The organism is Dictyoglomus sp. LHC4, from assembly GCF_055181355.1.
On the sequence record NZ_CM143707.1, the window covers coordinates 64152 to 78329 of the forward strand.

The window sequence follows — 14178 nt, forward strand, 5'->3', positions numbered from 1 at the left end:
AAATAAATGCTAAATTGCATGAAAGGAGATACGTTCTTGGAAGACTATTACTTTTTCTCAATTGTAATACCTGCCCATAATGAAGTAGGATACATTGAGAATACTATTGAACACCTCAAAGAAATAGATTACCCTAAGGAGAAATTAGAAGTAATCATAGTAGAAAACGGATCCACAGATAATACCCTTGATGTAATTAGAAAAAATTCTCCTCCATGGTTCAAAATTATATCCATAAAGGAATCAGGTGTCTCTAAAGCTAAAAATATAGGCATTGAAAACCTTTCTGATAATAGCAATTGGGTTATATTTTTAGATGCGGATACCTATTTTGAAAAAGACTTTTTAAAAGATCTTAACAAATATCTCCATGAACATGCTAATGAGAATTTAGGATGTGGTATGGTATCCCTTCTGCCTTACCCAGATTCAAGAAAAGCAAGATGTTGGTATCATTTTTATAATTTTGCCAATAAAGTCACAAAAACTACAAGATCCATACAGATAATAAGAAGGGATCTCCTAAAAGATCTCAGATATGATGAAAGCTTAACCTTTGATGAAGATACTATGATGATAAGACAATGTAGAAAAAGAGCAAAATATTTCTTCTTTAAGACTAATAAGGTTTATTCATCCACAAGAAGATTTGAGAAAAATGGATGGATAAAACAATTATTCCAATGGATGTACTATGCATCCCTACCCTATAGCAAAAAGAAAAAGATCAAATACAAAGTACTTCGTTAAAAAAGCCTATGTAATAGCTCCATCACTGTCCCTGATATTATAGGCACACTAAAATTATCATCAATAGGATTTGGAACAGCCTCCACAATAAAAGCAATAATTGCGCCTATAGATACTAAATAAAGGGGTAATTTAGAGAAATACCAAAGGAAGAAAGCACAAGTTATACTGGCACATAGAAAACCAAGAGAGCCCTCTAATGTCTTTTCACTATTCTTAAATATTTTTCTTTCTCCAAAATTAATTCCAACCCATTTTGCCATCATATCTCCAAGGGATGTGAATCCAAGAGAAGCGAAGGAAATATTCATATCAAAAAGGACAAAACTTAAAAATATTCCAAGAAGAAAGTTTGTTACAGAAGAAACTCTACCCTTCTCTTTCTCCTTAAAAATTCTGAAGTTTTTAAAAAGTTCAAACTGGAAAAAGTTCTCTACTTTCCATACTAAAATCCTTAAGAGATCAATTATAAAGAAAAGAGCAAGAATTATACCTATCAATATAATTACAAATATTTTGGAAAATATAATAGCAAGAGGTACAAAGAGTAAAGCAAAAGGATGTGAAATTATCCTCCAAAATGTATGTTTTTCAGCATAAAATTTAAATCCATCTCTTATTAAGTTTTTAACTGCCTCCATAACAATAATAAAAACTAAAGAAAACATAAACCAATAGTCTGTATTCAAGCCAATATTAAGCCCTACGAAAGTAACTATAATAGGAAACATGGTCATAGTAAATACATCACCCTTACCCTTTGTGGCCATATTAAGCAATAAAGCATAAAGAATAATATATGATAAAAGATAAAAGACCTGCAATACTGAAAAGCTTTGGCAAATTACCTTAAAAAATATAAAAAAGAAAAGACTTAAAGAAGTAGCAAACCCTCTTCCCCCTCTAAAATCCAAATAAAAAGGAAATTTATGTCCTAAAACAGCAGAAAAACCTGCTAAATATGCATAGGGAATAGAATATTTAAATAGATTATGGATTATAAACATAGGTATAAATCCTTTAAGGACATCATATAAAGCAGTAATAAAGGCTAAGAATCCCCCAACTGTCCTTTTTACATTCAAAGTACCAGGATTACCATCTCCTACTTTCCTAATATCAATCTTTTTGATCCACAGAGGTAAAAAATAACCTGGTAAAAAGGAACCAAAAAGATATCCTATTAAGGATGATATAAGAACCCTAACTAAAGTAGTCATATTTACGCCCCCAAAAATTTTATTTCTTATTTCTACTCTTTCTAATTCATTTTATGCTATACTTACCATTATGAAAAGAATAAATCTTCCAAAAAGATTATTTTTTGATGGAGCTATGGGCACAGAATTACAGAGAAGAGGTCTTCCTGCAGGATCTCCTCCTGAAATATTAAACCTTCAGAATCCATCCTTAGTTGAAGAAGTACATAGAGATTACATAAAGGCAGGAGCTATGGTTATAGAAACCAATACTTTTGGTGGTAATAGAATAAGGTTAAGAAGAGCAGGACTTGAAGACAAGATTGAGGAAATAAATAGAAAAGGGGTAGAGATAGCCAAAAAAGCATCAGAAGGAAAAGTATTCATTGCAGGATCAATAGGTCCCTTAGGTGAACTTTTGGCACCTTTTGGAGATATAACTGAAGAAGAAGCTGAAGAGGTATTTTCCGAACAGATAAAAATATTAGTAGAGGCTGGTGTTGATTTCATACTTATAGAGACCATGATTTATCTCCAAGAAGCCTTGATAGCACTAAAATCTGCGAAAAAATACAACACCTTAGTTGGGGTAACTATGAGTTTTGAATGGATTAGAAATCATGGAAGAACTCCTTTTGGAGATGACATAGAAACATCTATTAAAAGGTTACAAGAAGAAGGGGCAGACTTTGTGGGAGCAAATTGTGGAAAGGGTATAGAAGATATGATTAAGATAGCTGAAATTATAAGAAAAATTACAGATCTTCCAGTACTTATTCAACCTAACGCAGGTATTCCTAAATGGGAAAATGGAAAACTTGTATATCCTGCTACTCCAAATGATTTTAAAATATTTGTAGAAAAGATGCTTAACTTAGGTATAGATTTTATAGGGGGGTGTTGTGGTACTACCCCTACACATATAGGTGTATTCAAAGAGTTCTGTCCTAAATTATAACAATCTTTAATAACCCTATAATTTCATATACCCTTGGAAGTATCTAATTCTTGATATTTGTACAAAATTTAGATAAAATCAAAAACAAAAAAGATTTGTTAAAAAATGCACGAGTGGGCTTTAGCAGAAGGTGTTGTAAACACAGCTTTAGAAATAGCTCAGAATAAAAATCTGAGAAAGGTAAAAACTATATTGTTAAAAGTAGGAGAAATTCAACAAATAGATTTAGAAATTTTTGATTTTGCATTAAAAGAACTTTGTAAAGACACAATTATAGAGAGTGCAGAAATAAAATATGAGAATTTTCCAGCTTATCTATTATGCAATTTTTGTGGACATAAATGGGCTTTTTACGAAAGTTTTAACCAACTTAATGAAGAAGAAAAAGAAGCAATTCACTTTGTACCAGAAACCATCCATGTATATATTAAATGTCCAAAATGTGGAAGCCCTGATTTTGAAATAACAGAAGGAAGAGGAGTATTTATAGAGGATGTATTATGAAACTTATTGATCCCAGATTATCAATAATCGAAAAAAGATTAGAAAACATAAAAAGAATAATACCTGTAGCAAGTGGAAAGGGAGGAGTTGGAAAAAGCACTGTATCTGCACTTTTGGCCCTTTTGTTAAAGGAAAAAAATTATAAAGTAGGCCTTTTAGATCTTGATTTATATGGTCCTTCCTTACATATCTTTTTGAATAATTCCCATTCTTTTCCTAAAGAAGAATATGGCCTAATACCAGTAAATATTAATAATATTGATTTCATGTCCATCATTTACTTCACCCAAAACAAACCACTTATCATGAGAGGAAAAGAATTAACAGATACACTGATCGAAATATTTACAATAACAAGATGGAATCCTCTTGATTTCCTTATTATAGATATGCCTCCTGGAATGGGAGAGATCCTCTTAGACCTTATAAGATTAATTAACAGATTGGAGTTCCTTATAGTAACAAACTCTACCAGAATCGCCATGGAAACAGTAGAAAAGCTTATAAATTTTTTAAAAGAGCAAAATATACCTATACTTGGGCTCATTGAGAATATGAAAATAGGAGATCAAGATTTTGTAAGAGAAAAATGTAATAGTTTAGGTATACCTTATATAGGAAATATATCCTTTTATGATAATTTAGAAAATTACTACGGAAATTATAATGAAATAATTAATTCTCCTATCTCAAAAGAAATCTCTCAAATAGTTAATTTCTTTGCATAAAAATCTTGTATAAGAGAGAGGGTGGACTATGGAGAACATCAAGATTAAGGTAAATGGAAATGAGGTAGAAGTTTCTCCTGGTAAAACTGTGCTCCAAGTCTTAAAGGAACTTGGTATACACGTACCTGTACTTTGTCATTATGAACCACTGATGCCTCAAGGCTCATGTAGATTGTGTGTAGTAGAAGATAGGGGCGTTTTGAAAACCGCCTGTACAACTCCAGTAGAACCAAACATGGACATAAAAACCGATACACCCAATGTAATCAATTCAAGAAAACTTGTTCTACAGCTACTGTTCACAGAAAGGAATCACTATTGCATGTATTGTGAAGTCACAGGTGAATGCGAACTTCAAGATCTGGGATACGAATTTGGATTAGATCACTTTGAATTTCCTACTTACGAGAGGAAATTCCCTGTAGACAATTCTCATCCTTTCATACTTATGGATCATAATCGCTGTGTACTATGTAGAAGATGTGTAAGAGCATGTTCTGAAGTAGCAGGACATTTTGTCCTTGGTGAAATGGAAAGAGGAATTGATACCATGATTATTGCAGATATGGATACACCTCTTGGTAAATCAACTTGTGTGTCCTGTGGGCTTTGTGCTCAAGTATGCCCCACAGGAGCTATTATAGATAAAAGGTCAGCTTACTTAGGTAGAGAGGTACAATCAGATGTCATTAATACAAATTGTGATTTATGTCCAGTAGGATGTGGAATAGAGGTTTATAAAAAGAAAGGAGCAAATTTCATAGTAAAAATATATGGAGATTGGAACTCTGATGTATCTCAAGGAGTACTTTGTAAAGTTGGAAGATATTTATCCCTTTATGATGAAAAGGAAAGGTTAATAGGAATAAGAGTAAAAGATGATTTTGGATATAGAAAAATTAGTGAAGATCAACTTATAAAGTTAGTAAAAGATAAAATAGATAAAGGAATCGCTTATGTAGATGGTACTCTATTTAATGAAGAATTGGAACTAATCAAAGAAATATTCAAGGACAAGGTGTATGCTCTTTATCCTGAAAAAATTCCAATTCCATCTAATATCACACTAAAAGAATTAGATAATAGAAACTTCTACGTTGTTATTGGTGCAGATCTCAATAGAGAATATGGTACCGTAGGATCTATAGTGAAAAGAAATGTGATAGGAAATAAAGCAAAACTTATGGTGATAGATAAAGAATTTAATAGTCTTGTCAAGATTGCTGATTATGTATTTAACATAAAGGATATGTCCATGGCTTTGGATATAATTAAGAAGCAAGATGATGTAGTAGTTATATATAAGGATATAGATAGCGATGAAATAAAGCTTCTATCATCACTAACAAATGCCAAATTCCTCTATCTACCAAAAGAGACCAATTCTTTAGGACTTCAAAAATTAGGAATAAAACATAACAACATTACAGCTGAATGCATATTTGTATTTGGAAAGAATTTAGATGGTCTAAAGAATCTAAATATAAAGGATGCAACAGTCTTTGTATTTACACCATATGAAGATGATGAAATCCATAAAGCTACAGTATTAGTCGGAATCTCTAATGGTTTTGAAAGAGAAGGAACTTTCTATAATTTAGAAGGAAAGAAATTAAAGAAAGAGAAGATATTAAGACCAACATACGATACTGTAGATCTAAAGACTTTCCTATCCCAAATCTTAGGAAGAGCAGAAAAAGTTTCTTAAAAAGAGGTGAAAAAATGGGTAAGATAAAAGTAGCTTCCATATGGTGTGAGGGGTGTTCTGGATGCCATATGTCCTTCTTGGACATGGACGAGCGACTTGTAGAACTTATAAATAAAGGTTTGGAGATTAATGCTACTCCTATAACAGATTTAAAGATACCTGATGAAGGAACAGATATAGGAATAATTGAAGGAGCGGTAGCTACAGACCATCATGAAGAAGAAGTAAAAATGATGAGAGAAAGATGTAAATTTATAGTTGCCCTTGGAGATTGTGCTGTATTTGGTGGAATTCCTACCATGAGAAATTATGTGCCTGTAGAAGAACTTCTTGAAAGAGGCTATATTACCACAGAAAGTACAGTACAAGGCAAAATACCTTCTTCTGAAGAGATAGGAAAACATCTATCAAAGGTAAAGGCAGTAAATGAAGTTATAAAAGTAGACTTCTACATTCCGGGTTGTCCACCTTCAGCAGATGCCATTTATTATGTATTAAAAGAAATTTTAGAAGGCAGAGTACCTAAGTTAGAAGGCGAACTTCTTAAGTATGAATAATGAGGTGAGAATTATGGAAAGAAAAATTACCATAAGCCCAGTTACAAGAATAGAAGGACACGCAAGAGTTACAATACATTTAAATGAAGATGGAAAAGTGGAAAAAGCCTTTATGCACGTAGACCAATTTAGGGGCTTTGAAAAATTTTCTGAAGGAAGACACTTCTCTGAAATGCCAGTAATTACACCAAGAATCTGTGGAATATGTCCCATTAGCCACCATTTAGCATCTGCTAAAGCTACTGACGAAATTATAGGTGTAGATATACCAAGAACCGCTAAACTCTTAAGAGAACTAATCCATATGGGACAGATGATTCAGTCCCACTCAATGCACTTTTTTGAACTTGCAGGGCCAGATCTTATACTTGGTTGGGATGCGGATCCTAAAATAAGAAATGTGGTAGGATTAATTCAAGCAAATCCTCAACTTGCCTTAAAAGCAGTAAAGCTTAGAAAATTTGGACAAAGAATCATTGAACTTGTGGCAGGTAGAAGAATACATCCCACATTTGCAGTACCAGGTGGGGTAAACTCTGCCCTATCTGCTGAAGCAAGAGACGAGATATTAAAGGGAATAGATGAGATGATAGAGTATATAAAAGAGGGTATAAAAATAGCAGAGGACTTTATAGAGAAGAATAAAGAGACCTGTGATAAATTTGCCAGCTTCTCCACAGGTTATATGGGACTTGTAAAAGATGATGGATCATTAGAACTTTATGATGGAAAAATAAGATTCATGGATAAAGATGGAAATATAGTGAAAGAATTTAAGCCCAAGTATTATCTAAAATACATTGGAGAAAAAGTGGAAGATTGGACATACTTAAAATTCCCCTATTACAAACCTTTTGGGTATCCTGAGGGAGTATATAGAGTAGGGCCTCTTGCAAGACTAAATGTGGCAGAAAAAATAAGTACACCTATAGCCAATGAAGAATTTAAGAAATTTAAAGCTCTTGGAAATGGAAAACCAGTAGAAGGATCCATATATTACCATTATGCAAGATTAATTGAAACCATCTATGCTTTAGAAAGGACAAGAGAAATTCTTGAAGATCCAGAGGCAATGAGCCAAGATGTGCTAAGACTTGGAGAAGTAGTCAATGAGGAAGGAATTGGAGTAGTAGAAGCTCCTCGTGGTACCCTAATTCACCATTATTGGGTAGATGAAAAAGGAACTATTGAAAAAGTAAACTTGATAGTATCAACAGGACATAATAACTGGGCAATGAATAAGGCAGTAGAGGAAGTAGCAAAAGCCTTTATAGATGGTAAAAACTTAAAAGAAGGGATGCTAAATAGGGTTGAAGGAGCTATAAGATGCTATGATCCATGTCTCTCCTGCTCTACCCATGCCATAGGAAAAATGCCCCTATTAATAGAGCTTTATGACAAAGAAGGAAATCTATTAGATATAATAAAGAGAGATTGAAAAAAGTATTGTTAGTGGGTTTTGGTAATCCATATAGAAGAGATGATGGATTAGGAATAAAGCTCCTGGACCTTATAGAGAATAACATGGAAAAACTCAAGGTCCAGGAGCTTACTTTTGATATGGCAGAAATCCTTAAAGATTATGATATAGTCATCTTTATTGATGCTTCCATAGAAGGAGATGAAATATCCTTTAAAAAAATCACAGAGGAAAAGACCTTCTCCCCTCTTACCCATCACACATCTTGTGAAGAACTACTCTCTTGGACAAAAACCCTTTATAATAAAAACCCGGAATTTTATCTTCTATCCATAAGAGGGTATGATTTTGATTTTGGAGAAGAAATCTCAGAAAAAGCTTTAGAAAACCTAAAAAAAGGATTAGAATTTATAAAAGGATTTATTGAAAATATATAATGGAAAAAACCTATAAGATAAAAATCTGGGGAATTGTCCAAGGAGTCGGTTTTAGACCCTTTGTATATAGGCTTGCCAAAAGCCTAAATCTTAGAGGATGGATTCTAAATTCTACAGGATCTGTTCATATATTAATCCAAGGAGAGGAAGAAAAAATAAAAAAATTTCTGGAGGATCTTGTAAAAGAAGCACCTCCTCTATCCAAAATAGAAAAAATTGAAAAAGAAGAAATAAATTTTTCAGAAAACATTATAGATTTCTCAATTATTGAAAGCAAAGAAGATACTGGGTTTAACTTCATATCTCCAGATATAGCCATATGTGAAGATTGCTTTAAAGAAATGAGAGATCCAAAAGATCGCAGATTTAATTATCCATTTATAAACTGTACTAATTGTGGACCAAGATATACCATTATTGAAGATTTACCATATGATAGAGATAAAACAACCATGAAAATATTTCAGATGTGTGAAAGATGCAAAGAAGAATATCATGATCCGGAATCAAGAAGATTTCATGCCCAACCTATATCTTGCTATGATTGTGGACCAAAAATCTGGATAGATGGAGAAGAAGTCTCAAACATTTTTGAAAAAATTGGAAAATATTTGGAAGAAGGAAAAATATTAGCTATAAAAGGGCTTGGTGGCTTCCATTTAGCCTGTGATGCTACTAATGAAAGGACAGTAATAAAATTAAGAGAAAGAAAGAAAAGACTATCAAAACCCTTTGCTCTTATGATGAGAGACATGGATATGGTAAAAAAATACTGCTATGTGAGTGAAGACGAAGAAAAAACATTACTTTCAAAAGAGAGACCAATAGTCCTTTTAAAAATTAAAGATTTGGGAGATATATCCAAATATGTGGCTCCTAATAACAAATATTTAGGAATAATGTTACCCTATACCCCCTATCAATACCTAATATTTGATCACTTTCCAAAACCTCTTATCATGACAAGTGGAAACCTCTCTGAGGAACCCATTATTAAGGATAATGATCTTGCAAAGGAAAAACTCAAAAACATAGCCGATGTATTTATCTTTCACAACCGAAATATAGCCCATAGAGTAGATGACAGTGTAGTATTTATAGAAAATAAAGAATTAAATATTATAAGAAGAGCAAGAGGATATGCTCCAGATCCTATAAAAATTCCCTTAAAAATAAAGCCTACTCTTGCCCTTGGTGGAGAATTGAAAAACACCTTATCTCTTGGTAAAGAAAACTATGTTTTTATGAGTCCCCATATTGGAGATTTAAAAGATAAAGATACCCTTCTGGTATATGAAGAAACAATTCAAGAATTTATCAGACTATTTAGGATAGAGCCCGAAATCTTAGTACATGACTTACATCCCCAATATTTATCCACAGATTTTGCAGAAAAATTTAAAAAGTACATGGAGGTTAAAGCCATTCAACATCATAAAGCCCACTTCTTCTCTCTACTCTTAGATAGAGGAATCACTGATAATATTATTTGTTTCTCCTTTGATGGTACTGGATATGGAGAGGATGGAAACATATGGGGTGGAGAAGTATTTATAGGAAATATGGAGGAAGTAAAAAGAGTGGCTCATTTTAAATATTTTCCAGTAGCTGGAGGAGATTATGCCATAGAAAACCCAAGATTAATTTCACTATCTTATATAACCAAGTATTTTCCATCTGAAATTGAAAAAATATTCTCCCATATTGATCCCTTTGAAAAGGAGATAATAAAAAGGCTCATTGAAAAAGATGAAAATACATTTTATACATCATCTTGTGGGAGAATTTTTGATTTAGTCTCTGCACTTTTAGGAATAAGGGAAAAAATAGATTATGAGGGTCAATCTGCTATAGAACTTGAGATGCATGCCATGGAATCTGACGAAGAAGGCTTTTATCCTTTTAAAATAATAGAAGAAAAAGAAACATTTGAGATTGATATTTATCCAACCATTGAAAAGATAATTTTAGAAAAAGAAAAATATAAGAAAAAAGATATCGCCAAAAAATTTCATAACACCATCACCCAAATAATTCTACAAATCTCTGAAATACTAAGAGAAGAATATAAAATCAATAAAATAGGCTTATCAGGAGGCGTATTTCAAAATAGACTTCTTTTAAGAACAACTATACCTTTGCTAAGAAATAAAGGTTTTGAAGTACTCACCCATAAAAATGTACCTACAAATGATGGGGGCATTTCATTAGGACAAATTATAATGGGTAAAAACTGAAAAGTTTTTGATTTCTATGTTATAATTATTTTATGTAAAGGGGAAATAAAAATATTAAATTATTCTAGGAGGACCTCATGAATAATTTAATAATTAAATTGAGACCCCTTATAATAATCTTAATTATTATATTCTTTTTTGAAACAACATCGCCTCATTTAGAAGCTAACATTAACAATATTGAAGATAAATACAATCAAACTTGTACTGCATTCTATGACGATTTTGAAAGAAATGAAATAGGTACAAATTGGATCATTGTGGATGATGCTCCTTCTTCTGATTGGAAAATACAAAATGGAAAACTTGTTCAAAATAGTAATGTGTATAGAGCAGATGGTGAATATGACTACTTTCAAGGTACCCACATAGTTACCAAAGAAAGTTTCTCAGATTTCATATTCTCCTTTGATTTAACATCCACTGATGATGATGGAATTGGAGCTGTCTTTAGATATCAAGATAAAAACAATTATTATAGATTCATCATGGTAAAAGACCCTCAAAATAAAGGACCTTTCAGAAGAATTGATAAGATTGTTAATGGCAAACCATTTCAAGTACTTGCTATTGATAAGAATAACTCTTATGAAGTTGGAAAAAAATATAGGATAACTATTGAAGCAGTAGGAAAACAAATAAAAGTATTCATTGACGACAAAGAAATTTTATCCGCTCAAGATGATACGTTCAAAACAGGAAAATTAGGTTTCATGACTTACGCAAATAGTGGATACTTTGATAATGTTTGCGTATCCATGCTTAATACCCAGAGTAAGACATCAGAAAATATTGACATAACAAATTTTGTTTGGACTGGAACTTGGAATACAAACTGGGGAAAGATGTATTTAGTACAAAAAGGAAATATTGTTGAGGGAAATTATGAACATGATAATGGAAAACTTATTGGGGAAGTAAAAGGAAATAAATTAATAGGTATTTGGTTAGAAGCCCCTACCTATTCTCCACCCAATGATGGAGGAGAATTTGAGCTTACATTATCTCCTGATGGTAAATCCTTCACTGGAAAATGGAGATATGGTAATTCTGGGGAATGGCATACTGATTGGCATGGGACAAAGATTTTAGATACTATTCCTACCCAAGAATCTATTATTCCATATAAAAGCTTAAGAGCAGATATAAAGGAAGATAAGATTGTCCTTGAATGGGATCCACCAGAAGATATGAAAAATTTAACTGGATATAAATTATATCGTGGTATGGTAAATAGCAAGTCCTCTTCCCCTGCTATATCTTTCTTCACTACTAAAAATAGTTATGTGGATAAAGATGTAGAAGAAGGTGTTTCATATTTTTATATAGCAATACCTGTATATAGTGATAATAGGGAGGGTTTACCATCAAATGTAGTTGTGGCAAGTATCAAAACAAAAGCAGAAAACATAGCTACTGAACAAGTATCCTTTTATGATAAGGGAGAAAAAGTCACACAATCAGAAAATATTATAGGTTCTTTAGGAGGAAAGATAGAATTATCAGATGGAACAAAACTTTTAATCCCTCCAAATACAATCAAAGAAGATACAAAGATAAGCATAAAATCAATCACTAATCCAATATTTTACTCAAAGGAGGCAAAAGGGATTGAAATAAGTGGTATTCAAAAACTTTTAGGCGAAATTACTCTTGTTGTAAATGGGCCAAAAGCTTTAACAAATGATGAATTAAACATCTTTGGCTACGACCATATAAATAAAGGGAAATTTGATTTAGAATATGAATATAATCCCTCCACAGGAATTATTTCAATAAAACTCTCACCATCTTTAATATATAGGTCATCTCTGTCAAATATAAAGTTATGTTACAACACATTAGAAAAGATAAGCGCTGATTCTAATACTCTTAGTCTAAAAGATAGACTATTCATATATATAGGATATATTCCTAAATACACCCCAAAACAAAAAGAAAAGATCATAAGAATGCCATATTACGAACAGATTGGTGAATCTTGTGTTTCAACGAGTGCACTAATGTTTCTAAAATTTGCAGGAAAAGATGTAAAGTTATATGATATTTTAAGAGAGCTAAAGGCAAATGACTCTGATTTTGGCTTAGACGAAGATCAAATAGTATATTCTCTGAAAGATTATCTTAGTAAAGAAACGGGTTTTACTGCTTATTCAATACCTCTCTTTAAATCAGACCATTTAAAATGGAAGGTCCTTTCTGAAATAGATAAAGGACATCCCGTTATTTTAAGTTGGGGAAACCATGCTGTAGTATTACTTGGATATACCGAAAATGGAGAAAAAATAATCATGCATGATCCCCAAAATATTTCTCCAGCAAACAATGAAAACGGAACTATGTACACCATCAGAGATTGGAATTTCATTAAAAATAGACATAAATTTCCAACCGAAAAGTACATAATAATAGTTGTTGATGGAAACTATGCTGAAAGTCCATCTTTATCCATTGAACTTCCGGGAAGAGATGAAAAAGGATCAATGACTGCAGGCGATCTATCTTTCCTTGTAAGAAATCCTAATACTCAGAAATTATCTCCTCTTTATCAACTACAGATAAAACCATCCGAAAGTAAAGATGGTTATATATGGGTTAAATCAATAGGTGATAAATTAGAAGTAATACCTCAAGATGCAGAAGTTTTAAATTTAACACTAAATATATTTAATGGATCCAATTATAAAAGAGATGTAGAGGTATATGCCACAATAGATGAAAGTAAATATGGAGTTCCAGGAAAGCGTATAATCTACGATAGAGCTAAATTTACCCTTCCTGAAGCAAAATTTAATGAGGCAAACTACATAACTTATAATCATCAATTTAAACTTGAAGATATAAGAGACTTAACCCTTGGCGATAAAGATGGAAAACAAGAGATATTAATAAGAGTGGGATTATGGGAAGGAGATTTAGTAAGAGATTCCTTCTCTATAAAAGCAGTTATATCCCTTATTCCAAAAGTTACCTCAATAGAGCCCAATACAGGATCTCCTGGAGATATCATTACAATAAAAGGATTTTCTTTTGGAAAAAATCAATCATCCAAAAGTAAAGTTATGATTGGAAATACCCAAGCCCAAATTGAAAGCTGGAGTGACAAAGAGATAAAAATTAAAGTTCCAGAAAATGTTCAAACAGGTCCTGTAGTGGTATACATAGGAGAAAACTATACTTACGAATCAAATAAAGATGTAAATTTTAATGCAAAGACAAAAGTTAAAACTCCTCTAAAAAGAAATTTAAATGGTATTCATGGGTTAAGTTTTACATTACCCGAGTGGATCCATAGAGAAGGTAAATGGTATATAGAAACACCTGCTGTCGTTTACCTTAAATTTTCTGACGGTAATATAGAAGGGGTAAAAGGAGAAGGATATCATACATCTATAGCATCTGGATCTTACGATGATGAAAATATAGTAGTCTATTTTGAATGGAGTTTCTTTGATGATGGCAGAGATTATTGGAATACAATAGTAAAAGGCAAATTTGAGGGTAAAATAAGAGATTGGAAATATCAAAATAATGTAATTGGAGTAACAATAGAAGGAGAGATAAATTGTACAGTCAGATGTTTTTATATAGATGTAGAGAAAAATTTAACAGTTTACGATGTACAAAAAGACTTTATCCTTCCTGGTTGGATTTCAATTCAATTTAAATAACTTCTTAAT

Annotated in this window: 11 protein-coding genes; 10 read left to right on the top strand and 1 reads right to left on the bottom strand. The window is 32.1% G+C overall.

The window, feature by feature from the left end:
• Positions 1-36: 36 nt before the first annotated feature.
• Positions 37-750: a glycosyltransferase family 2 protein gene (locus ACY3JO_RS00320; protein ID WP_463084835.1), complete on the top strand. Its 714-nt coding sequence runs from the start codon at positions 37-39 to the stop codon at positions 748-750.
• On the opposite strand, the gene ACY3JO_RS00325 is transcribed toward ACY3JO_RS00320, so the two are convergent.
• Positions 747-1970, bottom strand: a complete 1224-nt coding sequence (locus tag ACY3JO_RS00325) for a glycerol-3-phosphate acyltransferase (RefSeq protein WP_463084836.1) — start codon at positions 1968-1970, stop codon at positions 747-749. The genes ACY3JO_RS00320 and ACY3JO_RS00325 overlap by 4 nt on opposite strands.
• A gap of 70 nt (positions 1971-2040) precedes the next feature.
• Here ACY3JO_RS00325 and ACY3JO_RS00330 point away from each other — a divergent pair, with 70 nt between their 5' ends.
• From ACY3JO_RS00330 to ACY3JO_RS00370, 9 genes are all read left to right on the top strand, one after another.
• Positions 2041-2907 (top strand): homocysteine S-methyltransferase family protein, encoded by an 867-nt coding sequence (locus ACY3JO_RS00330; RefSeq protein WP_463084837.1) that lies wholly within the window; start codon positions 2041-2043, stop codon positions 2905-2907.
• Between the two features lie 105 nt (positions 2908-3012).
• On the top strand, positions 3013-3411 hold the full coding sequence (gene hypA, locus ACY3JO_RS00335; protein WP_463084838.1) for a hydrogenase nickel incorporation protein HypA: 399 nt from the start codon (positions 3013-3015) through the stop codon (positions 3409-3411).
• Positions 3408-4139 (top strand): P-loop NTPase, encoded by a 732-nt coding sequence (locus ACY3JO_RS00340; protein ID WP_463084839.1) that lies wholly within the window; start codon positions 3408-3410, stop codon positions 4137-4139. Before hypA ends, ACY3JO_RS00340 begins: the two co-directional genes overlap by 4 nt.
• Positions 4140-4167: 28 nt before the next feature.
• Positions 4168-5847 (top strand): 2Fe-2S iron-sulfur cluster-binding protein, encoded by a 1680-nt coding sequence (locus ACY3JO_RS00345; protein ID WP_463084840.1) that lies wholly within the window; start codon positions 4168-4170, stop codon positions 5845-5847.
• Positions 5848-5861: 14 nt separating this feature from the next.
• The gene (locus tag ACY3JO_RS00350) at positions 5862-6404 is read left to right on the top strand and encodes an NADH-quinone oxidoreductase subunit B family protein (RefSeq protein ID WP_148806243.1); all 543 of its coding nucleotides are present in this window, start codon (positions 5862-5864) and stop codon (positions 6402-6404) included.
• 13 nt (positions 6405-6417) lie between these two features.
• On the top strand, positions 6418-7842 hold the full coding sequence (locus ACY3JO_RS00355; RefSeq protein ID WP_463084841.1) for a Ni/Fe hydrogenase subunit alpha: 1425 nt from the start codon (positions 6418-6420) through the stop codon (positions 7840-7842).
• Entirely contained in the window at positions 7839-8261 is a 423-nt protein-coding gene (locus tag ACY3JO_RS00360; RefSeq protein ID WP_463084842.1) for a hydrogenase maturation protease, read from the top strand. Before ACY3JO_RS00355 ends, ACY3JO_RS00360 begins: the two co-directional genes overlap by 4 nt.
• The gene (hypF, locus tag ACY3JO_RS00365) at positions 8261-10498 is read left to right on the top strand and encodes a carbamoyltransferase HypF (protein ID WP_463084843.1); all 2238 of its coding nucleotides are present in this window, start codon (positions 8261-8263) and stop codon (positions 10496-10498) included. Before ACY3JO_RS00360 ends, hypF begins: the two co-directional genes overlap by 1 nt.
• Before the next feature lie 77 nt (positions 10499-10575).
• Positions 10576-14169, top strand: coding sequence for an IPT/TIG domain-containing protein (locus ACY3JO_RS00370; protein WP_463084844.1), 3594 nt, complete (start codon positions 10576-10578; stop codon positions 14167-14169).
• Positions 14170-14178: the final 9 nt, after the last annotated feature.